17 protein-coding genes are annotated in these 18,145 nt (G+C 33.5%); 9 read left to right on the top strand and 8 right to left on the bottom strand.

Features of this window, described 5'->3' with window-relative positions:
- Positions 1–25: 25 nt before the first annotated feature.
- From C7J90_RS01115 to C7J90_RS01095, 5 genes are all read left to right on the top strand, one after another.
- A complete protein-coding gene (locus C7J90_RS01115; protein WP_103210656.1) occupies positions 26–889 on the top strand; it encodes an ABC transporter ATP-binding protein in 864 nt (287 codons plus the stop codon).
- A gap of 2 nt (positions 890–891) precedes the next feature.
- Positions 892–1,626, top strand: a complete 735-nt coding sequence (locus C7J90_RS01110) for an ABC transporter permease (protein WP_103210654.1) — start codon at positions 892–894, stop codon at positions 1,624–1,626.
- Positions 1,623–2,714, top strand: a complete 1,092-nt coding sequence (locus C7J90_RS01105) for a sensor histidine kinase (RefSeq protein ID WP_103210652.1) — start codon at positions 1,623–1,625, stop codon at positions 2,712–2,714. The genes C7J90_RS01110 and C7J90_RS01105 overlap by 4 nt, the downstream gene beginning before the upstream one ends.
- The gene (locus tag C7J90_RS01100) at positions 2,711–3,313 is read left to right on the top strand and encodes a response regulator transcription factor (protein WP_103210650.1); all 603 of its coding nucleotides are present in this window, start codon (positions 2,711–2,713) and stop codon (positions 3,311–3,313) included. Before C7J90_RS01105 ends, C7J90_RS01100 begins: the two co-directional genes overlap by 4 nt.
- 109 nt (positions 3,314–3,422) lie before the next feature.
- Positions 3,423–3,959 carry a 5' nucleotidase, NT5C type gene (locus C7J90_RS01095; RefSeq protein ID WP_232618910.1) on the top strand — a complete coding sequence of 179 codons (537 nt, stop codon included), beginning with the start codon at positions 3,423–3,425 and terminating at the stop codon, positions 3,957–3,959.
- Positions 3,960–4,049: 90 nt separating this feature from the next.
- On the opposite strand, the gene C7J90_RS01090 is transcribed toward C7J90_RS01095, so the two are convergent.
- The 5 genes from C7J90_RS01090 to C7J90_RS01070 all read right to left on the bottom strand — a co-directional run bounded on the left by C7J90_RS01090 (position 4,050) and on the right by C7J90_RS01070 (position 10,348).
- The gene (locus tag C7J90_RS01090; RefSeq protein ID WP_103210648.1) at positions 4,050–4,970 is read right to left on the bottom strand and encodes a diacylglycerol/lipid kinase family protein; all 921 of its coding nucleotides are present in this window, start codon (positions 4,968–4,970) and stop codon (positions 4,050–4,052) included.
- A gap of 99 nt (positions 4,971–5,069) precedes the next feature.
- Entirely contained in the window at positions 5,070–6,566 is a 1,497-nt protein-coding gene (locus tag C7J90_RS01085) for a peptide MFS transporter (RefSeq protein WP_103210646.1), read from the bottom strand.
- Positions 6,567–7,019: 453 nt separating this feature from the next.
- Positions 7,020–8,531, bottom strand: a complete 1,512-nt coding sequence (locus C7J90_RS01080; RefSeq protein WP_103210644.1) for a peptide MFS transporter — start codon at positions 8,529–8,531, stop codon at positions 7,020–7,022.
- Positions 8,532–8,953: 422 nt separating this feature from the next.
- Positions 8,954–9,454, bottom strand: coding sequence for a preQ(1) synthase (queF, locus tag C7J90_RS01075; RefSeq protein ID WP_106465075.1), 501 nt, complete (start codon positions 9,452–9,454; stop codon positions 8,954–8,956).
- 27 nt (positions 9,455–9,481) lie between these two features.
- The gene (locus C7J90_RS01070) at positions 9,482–10,348 is read right to left on the bottom strand and encodes a DMT family transporter (RefSeq protein WP_103210643.1); all 867 of its coding nucleotides are present in this window, start codon (positions 10,346–10,348) and stop codon (positions 9,482–9,484) included.
- A gap of 626 nt (positions 10,349–10,974) precedes the next feature.
- Between C7J90_RS01070 and nrdI the strand changes: the two genes are divergently transcribed.
- The 3 genes from nrdI to nrdF all read left to right on the top strand — a co-directional run bounded on the left by nrdI (position 10,975) and on the right by nrdF (position 14,813).
- Complete coding sequence (gene nrdI, locus C7J90_RS01065) at positions 10,975–11,373, top strand: class Ib ribonucleoside-diphosphate reductase assembly flavoprotein NrdI (protein WP_103210641.1); 399 nt, start codon at positions 10,975–10,977, stop codon at positions 11,371–11,373.
- The gene (nrdE, locus tag C7J90_RS01060) at positions 11,336–13,441 is read left to right on the top strand and encodes a class 1b ribonucleoside-diphosphate reductase subunit alpha (RefSeq protein ID WP_103210639.1); all 2,106 of its coding nucleotides are present in this window, start codon (positions 11,336–11,338) and stop codon (positions 13,439–13,441) included. Before nrdI ends, nrdE begins: the two co-directional genes overlap by 38 nt.
- A gap of 400 nt (positions 13,442–13,841) precedes the next feature.
- Complete coding sequence (gene nrdF / locus C7J90_RS01055) at positions 13,842–14,813, top strand: class 1b ribonucleoside-diphosphate reductase subunit beta (RefSeq protein WP_103210702.1); 972 nt, start codon at positions 13,842–13,844, stop codon at positions 14,811–14,813.
- A 436-nt stretch (positions 14,814–15,249) separates the two neighbouring features.
- On the opposite strand, the gene C7J90_RS01050 is transcribed toward nrdF, so the two are convergent.
- From C7J90_RS01050 to C7J90_RS01040, 3 genes are all read right to left on the bottom strand, one after another.
- Positions 15,250–15,564: a CHY zinc finger protein gene (locus C7J90_RS01050; protein WP_103210637.1), complete on the bottom strand. Its 315-nt coding sequence runs from the start codon at positions 15,562–15,564 to the stop codon at positions 15,250–15,252.
- A 14-nt stretch (positions 15,565–15,578) separates the two neighbouring features.
- The gene (gene murB / locus C7J90_RS01045) at positions 15,579–16,514 is read right to left on the bottom strand and encodes a UDP-N-acetylmuramate dehydrogenase (protein WP_103210634.1); all 936 of its coding nucleotides are present in this window, start codon (positions 16,512–16,514) and stop codon (positions 15,579–15,581) included.
- A gap of 82 nt (positions 16,515–16,596) precedes the next feature.
- Positions 16,597–17,112 carry a GrpB family protein gene (locus tag C7J90_RS01040; RefSeq protein WP_103210633.1) on the bottom strand — a complete coding sequence of 172 codons (516 nt, stop codon included), beginning with the start codon at positions 17,110–17,112 and terminating at the stop codon, positions 16,597–16,599.
- A gap of 116 nt (positions 17,113–17,228) precedes the next feature.
- Between C7J90_RS01040 and C7J90_RS01035 the strand changes: the two genes are divergently transcribed.
- Positions 17,229–18,119 carry an EMYY motif lipoprotein gene (locus C7J90_RS01035; RefSeq protein ID WP_103210631.1) on the top strand — a complete coding sequence of 297 codons (891 nt, stop codon included), beginning with the start codon at positions 17,229–17,231 and terminating at the stop codon, positions 18,117–18,119.
- Positions 18,120–18,145: the final 26 nt, after the last annotated feature.

The following is an 18,145-nucleotide window of genomic DNA, read 5'->3' as shown; positions in this document are numbered from 1 at the left end:
ACTTATTTTAAGGATGTGAAGCATAATGATTGAAGTGAAAGAAGTGACTAAAACCTATCACTATCAAAAAGTGATCAATCAAGTATCCTTTAAGGTTTATCGAGGGACATGTACAGCAATCATCGGTCCGAATGGGTCTGGAAAAACAACGCTCATTGATTTATTAATTGGCGATAGAGACGCCAGTCAAGGTGAGGTAAGTGATACATCAAATATATTAGATAAGAAACATTTAGGTGTGATGTTTCAACATACGCATTTTCCTGAAAGAGTTAAAGTCAAAGAACTTTATAACTTATTTGCACATTTTTACCCTAATGCAATATCAATTGAACGGTTTAAAGAAATCACACGCTTTAGCAATGAACAATTGAATCAATATGCGACAGATTTATCAGGCGGTCAGCAACGTATTCTTGACTTTGCATTAACATTGATAGGACAACCTAAATGTTTGATATTAGACGAGCCAACGAGCGCGATGGATGTTCAAATGAGACAGCATTTTTGGAAAATAATACAGCGTTTAAAGAAGAAGCGAGTCACTATTTTATATACATCTCATTATATTGAAGAAGTCGAAAGAATGGCGAATCATGTTTTAGTATTAAATCAAGGGAAGTTGATTTTTAACGATACACCTCAGAATATCAAAAAACAACAAGAAACGGCCATTATTAAATTACCTAAGCATTTAGTGAAATTAAGAGATTGTTTAACCAATGTGAACGTGTCGCAACCTCATAACCAACTGCATATTGAGACGAGTGATATAAATCGAACATTAAAAGAGCTCATTTCAGCGAATGTGAGTTTGAAAGGTATAGAAGTACATCAAAAATCATTACTTGAAATTGTCTTTGATAACAAAGGAAAAGGAGAACAATGATTATGATTTGGAATTACTTGTTGATAGAGATCAAGTTGATGGTGCGATACAAAACGAGATTGGCTTTATCTATACTGTTACCTTTAGCTTTTTACTTACTATTTACTTCAATTATTGATGTACCACAACAGGAAAAGGCCGAGTTCAATAAAATGTATATGTACAGTATGACAACTTTTAGTTTAACGAGCTTTTGCCTTTTTTCATTTCCTCTTGAAATCATAGACGAGAGAAAAAGAGGATGGTACAAAAACCTAATTAGAACACCTTTAAAAAAGAGCTATTATATTACTGTGAAAATTTTAAAAGTAATGATTCAATTTGCGATTGCAATCATCATAATATTTACTGTTGCTGCACTATTTAAGAACGTCCATATGCCATATCTAGAATGGATTGTTTCTGGATTATTATTATGGATAGGAGCATCCCTCTTTTTAACAATGGGATCACTATTATCACAGTTAAATGACTTACAAAAAGCAAGCGGAATCGGTAATATATTATATATAGTATTAGCCGTTATGGGGGGATTGTGGATGCCTATAGATCAATTTCCAGTTTGGATGAGATCCATTTCTGATGTGATGCCAACGTATCATTTGAAAAGATTAGCGATAGAAGGAAGCGAAAATCTATTAGCTACAACAACTTCTTTGAGTATCTTAATGCTATACAGTATGGTCTTTTTATGTATCACATTATATATTCATAAAAGAAGAGATGTCGTGTCATGAAGAAATTAGACTTAAACCTTGGAAATTTAGCAAGTCTAGCTTATTTGCTATTTCCTATCATTTCATTAGTTTATTATGACAATAGAGGGTCAGTTCTCATTTTAACTATTATAACTGGGGTATTTTCTATCGCTTATACAATATTAATTATCGGCTCTAAAATGCTAAGTAATAGGTTACGATTCAATATACTTGTAATCCATTACATAGGTATTATTTATTTTGTATATGCAATCCATCCAACGACTTCACTATTTTTGTTTTATAGTGCATTTGCATTACCGTTTTCTTTCAAAGTATTATTATGGTCAAAAGAGTATGTTGCATTTTTGATAACGATGATTGCGTGTTTAAGCATCACTTATGTATTTTATTCACCTTCTATTTTTATGATGTTAGTAGTTTTTTATTTAATTATTAATTTGATGATGTTCTCAAATTTTAAAACGGTTGAGAAAGCAGAGTATAAAGAACGACTTGAAGAGAAAAATAAGTATATTAATGTTTTGATTGCGAATCAAGAGCGTAACAGAATAGGTCAAGATTTACACGATACATTAGGTCACGTTTTTGCCAGTTTAAGTTTAAAATCAGAGTTAGCTATTAAGTTAATAGATCAAAACAAGTATCAAGCTAAAGCGGAAATGATAGAAGTCAACAGATTATCGAAAGAAGCTCTCACAGAAATTAGAGCAATCGTTCATAATTTAAAAATACAATCATTTGAAGAAGAAGTGGCGTCTTTAGAGTATTTGTTAAAAACGGCTAATTTAAAATTTCATTTCGAAAATGTAGCGTTATCATATTCAATGAGTCCAACTAAGCAATCATTTCTAGCAATGATATTACGTGAAGCCATTAATAATGTTATTAAACATGCAGATGCGACTGAAGTGAGAGCGTCTTTATCTCAGGATTCACAAGGCATCATTCTAAAAATATGTGATAACGGTAAAGGGAGTGAGCAGCCGAATATTCATCTGCAAAGTATTCAAAATAGAGTAGATTTACTAGGCGGTGAGCTAGAAGTACGCAATCATAATGGGCTTCATATTTATATTTTAATACCTAGAGGTGTTCAGTCATGATTAATGTGGTTTTAGCAGAAGACCAAACGATGTTACGCCAAGCAATGGTACAACTCATGGAAATGCATGAGGAAATTAATATAATTGAAAATGTAGGAGATGGTTTAGAAGCATTTCGTGTCATTCAAGAAAATGAAGTTGATGTTGCGATATTAGATGTAGAAATGCCTGGGTTAACAGGTTTAGAGATATTGCAATTAATACGTGAAAAAGCTATTAATGTCAAAGTCATTATCGTAACCACTTTTAAAAGGCCAGGTTATTTTGAAAAAGCAGTCACATATGATGTAGATGCATATGTATTGAAAGAAAGATCTGTAGGAGAGTTAGTTCAAACGATTCATCGTGTCATGAGAGGTGAAAAGGAGTACAGTGAGGTTTTAATGTCTTCAATTTTTACGGAACGAAATCCACTTACTTTAAAAGAACAAACGGTGCTGAAAGGAATTGGTAATGGTCTTTCAAATCGTGAAATTGCGAAAGCGTTGTTTTTATCTAACGGTACTGTGCGTAATTATATCTCTACAATTATGGATAAATTGGAGGCAGACAATAGATTTGATGCATGGAAAACAGCTTACGATAAAGGATGGATATAGAACTACATAAGAACTTTTAGCAATTGAATATAACATGCAATCGGATTTATGGCAAAGTATGTGTGCTTTGATATAATTAAAATGAAAATATAAAAGTAGGAGAGATATAATGATGCGTGAGTCAATTGGGATTGATATGGATGAAGTTTTGGCAGATACACTTGGAGCAATCATTAAAGAGTTAAATCAACGGACACAACTGGGTATTAAAATTCAAGACCTAATTGGTGAAAAAATTTATGATATCATGCCAGAACATGAGGAAGAGATTCGAGATATTTTAGCATCAGATGGATTTTTTAGACGTCTAGATGTAATGAAAGATGCGCAAGAAGTAGTTCAAAAACTGGTACAGCACTACGATATTTATATTGTTACTGCTGCAATGGATGTCCCAACATCGTTTCGTGATAAATATGAATGGTTACTGGAACATTTCCCATTTTTAGATTCACAACAGTTTGTGTTCTGTGGGCGCAAAAACATTGTAGCTACTGACTATCTAATAGATGACAACCCTAGACAATTAGGCATCCATACAGGTAAACCGCTCATGTTTACAGCACCACACAACGAAAAGAACAATGATTTTGAACGTCTGAATAATTGGAAAGAAGTTGAACACTACTTCTTGAGTTCGAAATAAAAGAAGGGAAATCGGATAGGGAGAGTGTGAATTCAATGACCTTTTAAAAAGTGCGATAGGGCAAAATAAACCCATATCGCACTTTTGTTTTTAGGATTGGGGTAAAGCGGTTAAAATGCGAATTGCATTTGGAATAACTTCCATAGTAATAGGTGTTTGAATATCGATTTCACCGTCAATGTCGACACGCATTTGTGGTGTCGTTTTAAGTTGAATATGATGACTATGAATGTGTTGAATGTTCTCAGGGATTTCATTCCATGTCATACTGTCTCGCAAACTAAATAAATCTTTAAGAATGCTCATGCTACGTGTGTTAAATATAAAAGTATTAAGTTTGCCATCAGAAGGGGACATCTCAGTCATTGGAATTTTGCCCCCACCGATAAAGCGTCCATTAGCAAATAAGATCATCGAAGTCGTACCAGTATAAGTTTTACCGTCTATATTCAGTTCGTATTTGAATTCAATAGGGTCTGCCAATGTTTTAAGTGTTGAAGTAATATAACTCAATTTGCCAAAAAGATCTTTAGAGCGACCTTCAACATTTTCAGCATTTTGAACCATAAGTCCGAGACCAGCAAAGTTAAGTGCATAACGATTGCCTATTTTGATAACATCATAATATTCGGGAGTTGCATTTAATAAATCTTTACTTGCTTGACCTGCTTTTGGTGATAAATTTAAAGTTTTAGCAAAGTCATTAAATGTCCCTCCAGGTATGACAGCAATAGGAATGTCTAACTGATGTTGTAATACACCATTTACTAACTCATTGACTGTACCGTCTCCACCTAATATTAATAAAACATCAATACCCTCAGCATTATGATGTGCTTTAATTTCACTACAATATGCCTCAATATCACCTTCATTTTCACTCAACTGAATCGAAAAACGCTGACAGAGTTGAGTGAGCGCGGTAGTCACTTCGCCTAAGCCTTGATGAATTTTGTTTAATCCACTATATTGATGATAAAAGAGAAGGCCATGTTTAAAGCGGTGTGTCATGGAATCACCTTCCTTTGATGACTATAATTAAGTATATACCTCTATTCTCTTCTATATAATCGTAGGCATGAACATTTCTTTTCATAATTAAGAAGCACTTTAGAGTTTCATTGCCTTTAAGATAAAAGGTGATCCTAGAACAGTTAAGATAGCCACAATGATAGCTATGCCACCGATAATGCCAAAATAATTTTGATACCCTACGATAGGCAGTAATTTTACCAGTTGTGCATTAATTGCTTGAGCGGTTGCGTTAGTTAAGAGCCATAAACTCATCATTTGGGCGTTGAACACTTTAGGGGCTAGCTTAACTGCAGAGCTGCTACCAGTAGGTGATATACATAATTCACCAATCACACAAATAAAGTACGATAAGATAATCCATAAAAACCATATCTCTTTGTCACCATACGAAAAAATAACAGCCATCATTAATATAAATGAGAGGCCTGCTAAGAAAAGACCTAAAGCAAATTTGAGAGGCAAGTTTGGCTCAAATCGTCCTAATCGACGCCATAACCAAGAGATAACTGGCGCACATATAACGATAAATAATGGATTAATTGACTGGAACCACGTAATAGGGAAGTGACCACTTAATCCTAAGAAGTGAAATGCTAAGTTGGCTTTTTCATCTGCATAAACATTTAGAACATTGGCACCTTGTTCTTGAATAGCCCAAAAAATGACACCTACTATAAAAAGTGGGATGAAAGCAATCACGCGTGAACGTTCTGTTGGCGTTGTTTCTTTGCTTGCAATCATAATCACAAAATAGCTAATTGGTAAAACTAAACCTAAAATAAGAACAATCAAGCTAACTAAGTCAAATGATAATGTATGTGTCAAATACGCTATGATTAGAACAAGAAGGATGATGATAGTCAAACCTCCAAAAAGAATACGATATTTCTTTTTCTCATTAGAGCTTAATGGGTTAGGTGCTACCATACCAATTTGTCCTAAGTTTTTACGATGAAATAGAACATAAATGAGTAATGAAAAAGCCATTCCGATTGCAGCAATTAAGAAGCCACCATGAAATTGACCGCTCGCTCGGAAGTGATCTAAAATTAATGGAGATACAAAAGCTCCCATATTTACAGCCATATAGAAAATAACAAATCCAGAATCAATACGGTCATCACCTTCAGGATATAAACGTCCGACAATATTGGAAATATTTGGTTTCATTAGTCCAGATCCAATGATGATAAAAAACATTGAAAATAACAAGCCGCTTAGTGCGAAGGGTAAGCTTAGACAGATGTGACCAATAATAATAAGAATTGCCCCATATACCATCGAACGTCGAGTTCCTAATATTCGGTCTGCCACCCAGCCTCCTAATATGGAAGTCATAAATATGAGAGAGCCGTAAATCGAAATTAAAGATTGAGCAAATGTTTTTTCAAGGCCTAATCCTCCTTGCCCAATATTATAGTAAATATAATAAATAAGGAGTGCACGCATACCGTAATAACTAAAGCGTTCCCAAAATTCTACAGTATAAAGAACACCTAATCCCCGTGGGTGGCCAAAGAATCCTTTTTGAGGAATAGCTTGCACCGCTTTTTCATGTGATAAATGAGCCATTTTTAACAACCTTTCTCATGTCAAATAAAGTATAATAGCAAGTTTACGCCTAAAAAATCCTTATTTCAATATTTTATTTATAAATATAAACTTAATATTTTAGAAACTTTAAAAATGCAAATATCAAAAATGAAGGAGACCGGTAACGAGCGCGCAGTGGAGGAAGAGGTAGTCTGATATAACAAACAGGGTGGGACATAGATATCTCGAAGTTTTTCCATTAGTTATATGATTAATGAAAGTGTCTTGCTTTTAAAGTATAACAGTGAGTCATGACATGCATAAACGAAGTCATACCTATAATAATAGAAAGCGCTAAGACGTATTTTCATTAAAAATCATCTTAGCGCTGTTTATTTTGAGATTTATGTTCCAGCTTTTTTGAGTTCGAATTGTTTTATTGAAATAAGATATTTAATAGATGTTGGATAAATGAGTCCCAAGCGAATTTATCTAGTTAACACCAGACATTAACTTTTTAATAAATGGTGTAAGGATAAATAATAAAACACCAATACCGATAGCAATTAAGCCAGAAGATAAAAAGTAATGATTTGCACTGATGCTAGTATATATTTCAACCATTTGAGCGTTAATCCCTTGAGCCATTGCATTAGATAAGAACCAAACACTCATCATTTGAGATGTAAATGCTTCAGGTGCTAACTTTGTTGTCGTTGATAATCCAATTGGCGATAAACAGAGTTCCCCTAAAGTAACGAGTAAGAAACTCATCACTAACCAGAATGGATTAATTAATGAGAATTCACCAGAAAGGGGTACAACCATAATAAGATAAGACAGCCCCGCTAAAAATACACCGATAGCAAATTTCATTACAGTAGGTGGATTAAAACGGCCTAACTTAACCCATAGAATTGAAAACAATGGTGCTAGAATAATGATGAATAATGGATTGAGAGATTGGAACCAAGCAGGTGGAATATGAAAATCAATCAATCCGCCTGTCACTTTAGCTAAATTTAATTGTGTCTTTGTATCTGCAAATTGTGCAAGTACTGTTGAACCTTGTTCTTGAATCATCCAAAACGCTACAGAAGCAATGAACAACGGAATATATGCAAATACACGTTTGCGCTCATGTGATTCAGTCTTTTTACTAATGATGATTTTAACAAAGTAGAATAATGGTAAAAAGATTCCGAGAATTGTAATAAAGTCAGCAAATATCGAAATTGTCAATCGACCTGTTTGTGAAAGCGCAATACAAACGACTGCGATAATAACAACAACAGAAGCAACGATTTTAATTAATTTTGAGCGTTCTTCTGGTGTTAATGGATCTGGAACCTCTAATCCTGCTAAACCAAGATATTTTTTATTCGTAATAAAATAGATTAATAAACCTAAGAACATACCTACTGCAGCAATCGCAAATCCTGCATGGAAACCAACATGTACTTGAGTCCAACCAATAATCAATGGTGAAACTAATGCACCAAGGTTAATTGACATATAAAAAATAGTGAAAGCAGAATCCATACGAGGATCATTTTTTTCATATAATAATCCAACAGTTGTTGAAATATTTGGCTTTAATAATCCAGTACCGATAATTAGAAATAGTAAAGCAATCAGTAAAATAACAAAACTATTAGGTAATGCTAATAAAATATGCCCGATCATAATCAATATACCACCGTAGAACAATGCGTGGCGTGTGCCTGTAATACGGTCTGCAATCCAACCGCCTATCACACCACTCATGTATACGAGTGCACCGTATATTGAAACAATTTGAAGTGCCACACCTTGATCAATGCCGAAACCACCTTTAGCTACCGAATAGTAAATGTAATATGCTAAAATGGCTTTCATGCCGTAGTAACTAAATCGTTCCCAAAATTCAGTAAAGAACAAAGTGCTAAGCCCTTTTGGATGCCCAAAAAAACCTTTGTGAGGGATACTATCCAGTATTTCCGCTCTAGTATAATGCTTGCTCATGTTAAACGTCCCCCTAATATCATGAAGTTAAAACTATTTTATACTTATTATCACAATTAAACAAGAAAATTCTGAAAAAAGGATTACTTAAACGGAATGAAATAAAATAACAAAGAATATGAGGGAGTTTATATCATAAAGAAAAACTTTTCTAATATTCGTTATAGAAGATCTCACAGAAGTAATCGAAAAAGGGATAGTGCTAACTATGAAGGCTTGCCATGAAAGTAATAACAAAACTATTTTCATCAAACATTAGCAAGGCGAACACTTTAAAGTAATGAAGAGGGAGTTTTTAATATTTAAAGTTAATTCAGTAGCAGTATTTTAAGCAGAACCTAGATAGAACAATACATAAAAAACAATGTTTCATTTTGTTAAGTTCTGCTCAATTGCTAACTGCCTTTTTCACAACCTTATGATTAACGGTTGTCTATTTTTTCTGGATAGAGGTCATGATTCATTAAACGGTGCTCAGCTATTTTTTCATATTTCGTGTCTGGACGTCCATAATTGGTATATGGATCAATGGAAATCCCCCCACGTGGCGTGAACTTGCCCCATACTTCTATATAGTGTGGGTCCATAAGATCAATTAAATCATTCATAATAATGTTCATGCAATCTTCATGGAAATCACCATGATTTCGAAAACTGAATAAATAAAGTTTTAAAGATTTAGATTCAACCATTTTAATGTTAGGAATATAGGATATATAAATGGTTGCAAAATCAGGTTGTCCTGTAATAGGACAAAGTGATGTAAATTCAGGGCAATTAAATTTTACAAAGTAGTCGCGACCTTGATGTTTGTTATCAAATGTTTCAAGAACATCTGGACGGTAATCGAAGTTATAAGTATTATTTTGATTGCCTAATAATGTAATATCTTGTAATTCTTCTTTTGAACGACCTTCAGCCATTTCAAAAACCTCCTTCAGGGTATTAAATCAGTATTTATTTTGTTGTTGTGGTTGTCTTGCTTTTTGGAACATGTAGTAGCTAGCGCCCAAAATAATAATATAACCAATTGATGCATAAAAATCAGGAGATTCACCAAATAATATAAAGCCGATAATTGCGGTGAAAATGATAGATGCATACGTAAAAATTGAGATATCTTTAGCAGGGGCAAGACGGTATGCGATAGTAATGCCAATTTGACCGACAGCAGCAGACAATCCAGCTAGCACAAGATATAGCATTTGTAGTTTACTCATTGGCTGATACGTAAATATTACGAATGGTAGTAAAGCGACAACTGAGAAAAAGGAAAAATAAAATACAATTGTATAGGGTGCTTCTCTCGTACTTAAGGCGCGTACTGCAGTATATGCAGCAGCTGCAAAAACACCAGCTAATAATCCAACAACAGCAGGTACAACATCTGAAGAAAATTCAGGTTTAACGATAAACAACATCCCAACAATTGCAATTAGCATTGCTGTAATTTGATATTTTTTAATATACTCTTTTAAAAAAAATAAACTTAAAAGTATTGTCCAAAAAGGATTTAACTTCATCAAAATGTCAGCATCACTTAAAACCATATGATCGATAGCATAAATGTTAAGTAAAACACCTAGTAGACCCAGTGTCGAACGTAACATTAGTAAAGGTTGACTACTTAATTTTCCCAAAAAGGGTTGTTTATACTTTATGATAAAAAATAAGGGTATAAACATCGCTACTAAATTTCGCGCTAGCGACTTTTGGAAGACAGGTAAATCTCCAGCTAAACGAAAAAAAACTGCCATAAAACTAAAGCCAACAGCAGAAATTAAGATAGCGATAATGCCTTTCACTTTTGAATTCATTTACTCGCCTCTTATTTAATATGATTTTGATGCATACATAATAGCACAAAAATATATTTTTGCCTATTCTCTTGTAAATGACAAGGAAAAATGTACAATGATATAGAACGTATGTTCCTAACTGAACCTTTATCATTTTTTCTAAAAAAGTTCAAGTATTAAATTTATAAAAAAATATTATAACTGCTTGAGCGTATGTCACTATTGCTTTAGAAGAAATATTAAACGACATAAGGTGACATTTCTCCCTTTTTTATACTTTAAAAGTCAATACGTTTTAGTTATAATGAAACACATAATATAGTATGCGTGATTTAGGAGAAGCACAATATATTGTGTTTGGAACATTAAAATTCAAAAAAGAAAATACAAAATCTTTGCAGGATTACACAAATTAACACTTTCTATTCAGTCATATCTCAATTTTACATATCAAAAAATAGGTATGTGTCATTAAGTAAAATGGAATGTTTTTTTGTGTGTTGAGATACTTAGATGAGAGATAAATTAGAAATATATGTTCGTATTTTATCTTAATAAATAATAACTATATTAGATTTGGAATCTTATTATTTAACTCTATTTGTATTATAGCGTGTATCTATTTATGAAAGGCGGTTATTCTCATGAAAGTCGTTTTTTATTCTTTTACTGGTAACGTGAGACGATTTATTCAACGTACAAAATTAAAAGACACATTTGAAATTACAAACTCAACATTAACAGAAAAAATGAAAGAACCATTTATTTTAGTGACAAGTACAATTGGTTTTGGTGAAATACCACCTGTTGTTCAAGAATTTTTAAATCACAATCAAGAGTATATACAGGGAGTTGCTGCAAGTGGCAACAGAAATTGGGGACGAAATTTTGCAAAAGCAGGTCAATTAATTGCACAAGCTTATAACGTTCCTTTATTAATGAAATTTGAATTGCATGGCACACAAAAAGATACGATAGAATTTAGAGATAAGGTGGTAAATTTTCATGAAAACAATCGAGCAAAAATATTACAATCATATTGAACTTAACAATGAAGTGACAAAGCGTAAGGAAGATGGCTTTTTTAATTTAGAAAAAGACATAGAAGCGTTGAATGTCTATTTAGAAGAAATTAAAGAAAAAACAGTATATTTTAACAATGAAATTGAACGTCTACATTTTTTAGTTGATCATAATTTTTATTACAATGTTTTTAACGAATATAACGAAGAACAACTCCAAGAAATTATTAATTTTGCAAATCAAATTCCATTTAAATTTGCGAGTTACATGTCTGCAAGCAAGTTTTTCAAAGATTATGCTCTTAAAACAAATGACAAATCACAATTCCTCGAAAATTATCACCAGCACGTTGTCATAGTATCACTTTACTTAGCTAAAGGTAATATTGAACTGGCGAAACACTTTATTGAAGCCATGATTGAACAACGCTACCAACCTGCCACGCCAACATTTTTGAATGCAGGTCGCGCGCGTCGTGGAGAGCTTGTTTCATGTTTCTTATTAGAAGTCGATGATAGCTTAAATTCTATTAATTTTATCGATTCAACAGCGAAGCAATTAAGTAAAATTGGTGGCGGTGTTGCTATCAATTTATCAAAATTACGTGCACGAGGTGAGGCTATTAAAGGCATTAAAGGTGTAGCGAAAGGCGTATTACCTGTTGCGAAATCTTTAGAAGGTGGCTTTAGCTATGCAGATCAACTTGGTCAACGTCCAGGTGCTGGAGCAGTATATCTGAATATTTTCCATTATGATGTTGAGGAATTTTTAGATACTAAAAAAATTAACGCAGATGAAGACTTGCGATTAGTAACTATTTCAACAGGATTGATTGTACCGTCTAAATTTTTTGAACTTGCAAAAGAAGGTAAAGATTTCTTCATGTTTGCACCTCATACAGTAGAACAAGAGTATGGCATGACGTTAGATGACATGAATATAGACGAATATTATGATGAGCTTGTTAAAAATCCTAATATCATGAAGAAAAGTAAAGATGCACGTGAAATGCTCAATACAATCGCGCAAACACAATTGCAGTCAGGTTATCCATATTTAATGTTTAAAGACAACGCAAACCGTGTTCATGCGAACTCAAATATTGGCCAAATTAAAATGAGTAATTTATGTACTGAGATATTCCAACTTCAAGAAACATCTATCATCAATGATTACGGTCAAGAGGACGAGATTAAGAGAGATATTTCTTGTAATTTAGGATCATTAAATATCGTTAATGTAATGGAATCTCATAAATTTAAAGATTCGGTGCACACAGGCATGGATGCACTAACATTTGTTAGTGATGAGGCTAACATTCAAAATGCACCAGGTGTTAAAAAAGCAAATAGTGAATTACATTCAGTAGGACTTGGTGTCATGAACTTACATGGCTATTTAGCCAAAAATCAAATTGGCTATGAATCAGAAGAGGCAAAAGATTTTGCGAACGTATTTTTTATGATGATGAACTATTATTCAATTGAGCGTTCAATGCAAATTGCCAAAGAGCGTGGCGAAACGTTTGTAGATTTTAATAAGTCTGATTATGCCAATGGGCGTTATTTCGAACGCTATACAACACAAGACTTTTTACCAGAATATGATAAAGTCAAAGCGCTTTTTGAACACCACGATATACCGACACGTGAAGATTGGAAAAACTTACAAGAGCAAGTAGAGAAATATGGCTTATATCATGCTTATCGTCTAGCAATTGCACCTACACAAAGTATTTCGTATGTTCAAAATGCGACAAGCTCAGTAATGCCAATTGTGGATCAAATTGAGAGACGTACGTATGGTAACTCAGAAACATTCTACCCAATGCCATTCTTATCACCTCAGACGATGTGGTATTACAAATCAGCGTTTAATACTGACCAAATGAAACTCATCGATTTAATCGCAACAATTCAAACACATATTGATCAAGGGATTTCGACGATTTTGTACGTTAACTCGGAAATTTCAACACGTGAATTATCACGTCTCTATGTTTATGCACATTATAAAGGCTTAAAATCGTTATATTATACGCGTAATAAGTTATTAAGCGTCGAAGAATGTACAAGTTGTTCAGTATAAAAATATAACTATTTGAATGAATTCATAAGTTAAAAGCAAAGTTAAAAATTAGCATTAAAAGTATGGTACAAGTCAAAGGGACTTATCGACCAGCCTTGTGCCTGCTTTTTCACTTTGCTGTTTATGAAGAGATAAGCATATCGGGCTGGTTTGGTGTTGATTAATGATTAAGGACTCTTTCGAGGAATAAGGAGTCGTTTGAGGCGTTTGGTTATTTGAATTGTAAAATCTTTGAAATTGAATGGGGTGGCTCCCTTTTTGCCGAGTGCCAAAAAATCACCTTGTCATAGTCTATAATGATATATCTGCATACATCAGCCCCTTATCTCTCGTTTTAAAAATATGTACAAAAATGGATGTTCTATATCAATATTTAGAAGATAGGAGAAATAATATGTCAATGATAGCTGTAAATTGGAATACACAAGAAGATATGACAAATATGTTTTGGCGACAAAATATTGCTCAAATGTGGGTTGAAACGGAATTCAAAGTTTCAAAAGATATTGCAAGTTGGAAAACGTTAACTGATGAAGAGAAAAATGCTTTTAAAAAGGCATTAGCAGGTTTAACAGGACTAGATACACACCAAGCAGATGATGGCATGCCACTGATTATGCTACATACAACAGATTTACGTAAAAAAGCTGTATATTCATTCATGGGAATGATGGAGCAAATACATGCTAAAAGTTATTCTCATATTTTTACAACTTTATTACCATCAAGTGAAACGAATGATTTGTTGGATAGATGGGTGTTAGAAGAGCCACATTTAAAGTACAAATCAGAAAAAATTGTAGGGACATATCATAAGTTATGGACGAAAGATGCGTCTATTTATGATCAATACATGGCGCGCGTGGCAAGTGTATTTTTAGAAACATTTTTATTCTATTCTGGCTTTTATTATCCTTTATATCTTGCAGGCCAAGGTCGTATGACAACATCAGGTGAAATTATTCGTAAAATTTTATTGGATGAGTCTATTCACGGTGTCTTTACAGGACTAGATGCGCAAGATTTACGTAAAGAACTGTCAGAAAGTGAGAAGCAAAAAGCTGATCAACAAATGTATGCATTGTTGAAAGATTTATATGCGAATGAAGAATCTTATACACGTAAGTTATATGAGCCAATAGGCTTAGCTGAAGATGTATTGAATTATGTTCGATATAATGGTAATAAAGCATTGTCTAATTTAGGATTTGAACCTTATTTTGAAGAGCGTGAGTTCAATCCAATTATTGAGAATGCATTAGATACTTCGACTAAGAACCATGATTTCTTCTCTGTTAAAGGCGATGGCTATACAATTGCATTAAACGTTGAAGCATTGCAAGACGACGACTTCATATTTGATGAAAAATAATAAACAAGACGAGGCTGAACTAAAGTAGTATGACTTTAGGTTTTAGCCTCGTCTTTTTAGGTTCTATAGTAAATCGGACTGATTTTATTTATTTGATTGTTCCATAAAGCCTCGCTTTTCTAGGCGTCTCACCTCAACTCATTTTAAGATTGAACTTACCCAATCTTAAAATGGATTTTCGGTTACGGCAAGATGACTCAGAAGTCTCGGCTTAGGAATCAATCAAATGTGCTATATTTATTCACACCCCTAAGTTATAAAATATGTTTTACTAACGCAATTTTACTGATTTATGTTGTATTAAAAGAGGCATTAATGTTCAAGACTTTATGACCACACAACGAAAAAGGGGTTAAGCAATCCATTATTGCATAACGCCTTAAGTTAATGCGACCAGTCCAATTTGACTGAGAGCCTCTTTTTATAAGTTTCGGTATCAAATCGTAAAGTAGTGATGATAATGAAATTTACAACGATTATTAAAATGGGCACCACAATGTGGGCATGATTCAATCATCATATATTCATTAATAGTCATTTCATGCTTACAAACGCCACAAAGTATGGCCTTTTGATCAAATTCATCTGCATTCCAGCGTTGAATACGGTGGTGTTCCGCTTCATTGTGACATTTGAAGCAAGCGTAATATTTATTGCAACATTTGAATTTAATTGCGATGACATCAAGTGGGCTATGATAATGTTCGCATCTTCCCTCGTCATCAGTAGTAGCGCCATGAATTGTAACCATTTGCAAATTACTCCTTATTCATGTGATTTTAAAGGTTCTCCAATTATACGAACTTCGCGCTGTAATTCAATATCAAACTTATCTTTAACGACTTTTTGAACATGGTGTATTAAATCTTCATAGTCTGTTGCTGTGCCATTATCGACATTGACCATAAAGCCAGCATGCTTTTTGGATACTTCAACACCACCAATACGATGACCTTGAAGTTTTGCATCTTGAATTAACTTACCAGCGAAATAACCAGGTGGTCGACGAAATACACTGCCACAAGACGGATATTCTAGAGGTTGTTTTGACTCACGGCGTTCAGTAAGGTCATCCATAATTGACTGAATATCGGATTGCTGACCAGGTTTGAGTGTAAAAGCTGCTTCAAGTACGACGTAGTGTTCTTTTTGAATAATACTATTGCGATAGTCTAATTCTAATTCATTATGTGTTAATTGGAGCAACTCGCCTTGTTCATTAATGACAAGGGCATAGTCAATAACATCTTTAACCTCGCCACCATACGCGCCAGCGTTCATGTAGACAGCACCACCTACAGAGCCAGGAATACCGCACGCAAATTCTAATCCTGATAGTGAAAGGTCACGTGCTTTTCGAGAAACATCGATAATTGCTGCGCCACTCCCTGCAATAATTGTGGCATCAGAAGATTCGATGTGATCAAGGTTTAATAAGCTTAATACAATGCCACGTATACCGCCATCACGAATAATAATATTAGAACCATTTCCTAAATAGGTCAGTGGAATGTGATGGTTATATGCGTATTGAACGACTTTTTGGACGTCTTCATGTGTTGAAGGAGAAATATAAAAATCAGCATTTCCTCCAGTTTCTGTGTAGGTATAACGTTTCAGTGGTTCATTGACTTTAATAATCGATTTAGAAACTAATTGCTCTAAGTCTCTTAAGATGCTAGAAGATTTCACTATTAACATCCTTTCTATTGATTCATTATTACTATTTTAACTGTTTTAATCTTGTAAAGTCATGTAAAAACAATAAATGTTCATTAAAGATTTAAAGGTATTGTGAAATTTGAGAGAATATTTTAAGCTTTTGATTCTCATAATCACGTATTGTAGGATTGAGTTGAACTATTGATTGTTTTTGAGTTGAAAATCGTGTTTGAATTTCGATTTGAGTCGACAATAAGTGATCAACTTGTTGGTACTGTTGAAAAAGAGGTGTATTTCTTTGAAGAATATGTAAACGAACCTCTTGTTTAAGGTCAATCAGATTATTAAATTTAGCCATAATTACTTTTTTCTGATATTGATGATGTAGGCGATAAAATCCTTCATAATTTAAACGCTTTTCATCCAGTGATGTGATATCATGCAAGTTATCGACACCAACTAAAATGTCTAAAATAGGTTCAGTCGGATAGCTCAAATGGCGCGTGCCTCCGATATGTTGCGTTGATTTAACAGGTGAGTCAAGTAAGTCAAATAAGCATTGTTGGTAATACGCGTATAATTCGTGGAAGGGCACGGTGTTATTTTCGGTAATAAAAGGTTGTACATGCGAGTACATAACAATCCTCCATATTAATTGGTCTTCATTGTACATAAATATGCACTACTATAACACAAATATTTTTCAATATAAATATGTTTCGATATAATACAAAATGATAAGAGGTGCTATTAATGAATAAACCAATTTTAAAGTTCATCTTGATACTATCATTATCTGTCATTATATGTGCATGTGAAAATACAAATGAAGCTGAGCAAAAAGAATACACGATGCAAATGCAAAAAGTTCAAGCGAAAGAACAGACATTTCAACGTGTGTTTGATGGATCTAATTTAGCGCAATTAAAGCAAATGAGCGACGATAATATTACGGATATCAACAAACGTACACTTGAAGATTTAAATCAAAAGATGAATCAAAAAATATTGCCAGCGTTTAAAAAATATCAAAAAGAAGCAAAGAAATTACCAGAAACTAATCAAACTTTGAAAAGTCTTAAATTAACATATTTGCAAAGTTTAGAGGGAAAAGAAAAAGAAATAAAGAAGGTACAACAATTGATTCGCCTTTGTATGGATTCGGTTGAAGCGAATGAGAGTGTGCTCACTTATGCACAGCATTTTGAAACATATAGAGCAAATGTAGAATCCTATATGAATCAAGCGCGTTCAACAGAAGCAGGTTATAATGAAAGTCTGTCATTTGAAGCGGTGTTAAACGATAATTATCAAGAGGTACAAAAATTAGGCGAAAAATACAGCGACACGCAAAGTGATAAAGAACAACAAGCGATGATTAAAAACGAAATGCTCCCATTGATTCAAAAACAAATCAAAGTGATGAATCAAAAACGCATCCATCATACGGCAGTTAATCAAGCAAGGCAAAATGCGATTGAAATGTATTATAACCTTGAGCATTACTATCGTGAACGTGCAGAAACGATTCGTTTGCATGAGCAGCTATTAAAGATAAATTCGAACGATTTAGTGACATCTTCGAAAGAGTTAGAAAAATACGAACGTACTTATCAAATCAAAGCGAATCAAAAGTTAAAATAGCCACTTCAAAACCCAATATACATCAA

Source organism: Staphylococcus felis (assembly GCF_003012915.1).
In the GTDB taxonomy this organism is placed as follows: Bacteria; Bacillota; Bacilli; order Staphylococcales; family Staphylococcaceae; genus Staphylococcus; species Staphylococcus felis.
The sequence above is the reverse complement of the archived record's forward strand: the minus strand, read 5'-3'. Positions and strand labels throughout refer to the sequence as shown.

Bases quoted from the DNA above. Each gene is read 5' to 3' on its own strand.
- C7J90_RS01085 (WP_103210646.1), bottom strand. From the start codon at position 6,566: ATGGCTCATTTATCACATGAAAAAGCGGTGCAAGCTATTCCTCAAAAA.
- nrdF (WP_103210702.1), top strand. From the start codon at position 13,842: ATGATAGCTGTAAATTGGAATACACAAGAAGATATGACAAATATGTTT.
- C7J90_RS01035 (WP_103210631.1), top strand. From the start codon at position 17,229: ATGAATAAACCAATTTTAAAGTTCATCTTGATACTATCATTATCTGTC.
- C7J90_RS01095 (WP_232618910.1), top strand. From the start codon at position 3,423: ATGATGCGTGAGTCAATTGGGATTGATATGGATGAAGTTTTGGCAGAT.
- C7J90_RS01110 (WP_103210654.1), top strand. From the start codon at position 892: ATGATTTGGAATTACTTGTTGATAGAGATCAAGTTGATGGTGCGATAC.
- C7J90_RS01050 (WP_103210637.1), bottom strand. From the start codon at position 15,564: ATGGTTACAATTCATGGCGCTACTACTGATGACGAGGGAAGATGCGAA.
- C7J90_RS01115 (WP_103210656.1), top strand. From the start codon at position 26: ATGATTGAAGTGAAAGAAGTGACTAAAACCTATCACTATCAAAAAGTG.
- murB (WP_103210634.1), bottom strand. From the start codon at position 16,514: ATGTTAATAGTGAAATCTTCTAGCATCTTAAGAGACTTAGAGCAATTA.
- nrdI (WP_103210641.1), top strand. From the start codon at position 10,975: ATGAAAGTCGTTTTTTATTCTTTTACTGGTAACGTGAGACGATTTATT.
- C7J90_RS01100 (WP_103210650.1), top strand. From the start codon at position 2,711: ATGATTAATGTGGTTTTAGCAGAAGACCAAACGATGTTACGCCAAGCA.
- C7J90_RS01105 (WP_103210652.1), top strand. From the start codon at position 1,623: ATGAAGAAATTAGACTTAAACCTTGGAAATTTAGCAAGTCTAGCTTAT.
- C7J90_RS01040 (WP_103210633.1), bottom strand. From the start codon at position 17,112: ATGTACTCGCATGTACAACCTTTTATTACCGAAAATAACACCGTGCCC.
- C7J90_RS01080 (WP_103210644.1), bottom strand. From the start codon at position 8,531: ATGAGCAAGCATTATACTAGAGCGGAAATACTGGATAGTATCCCTCAC.
- nrdE (WP_103210639.1), top strand. From the start codon at position 11,336: ATGAAAACAATCGAGCAAAAATATTACAATCATATTGAACTTAACAAT.
- C7J90_RS01070 (WP_103210643.1), bottom strand. From the start codon at position 10,348: ATGAATTCAAAAGTGAAAGGCATTATCGCTATCTTAATTTCTGCTGTT.
- queF (WP_106465075.1), bottom strand. From the start codon at position 9,454: ATGGCTGAAGGTCGTTCAAAAGAAGAATTACAAGATATTACATTATTA.
- C7J90_RS01090 (WP_103210648.1), bottom strand. From the start codon at position 4,970: ATGACACACCGCTTTAAACATGGCCTTCTCTTTTATCATCAATATAGT.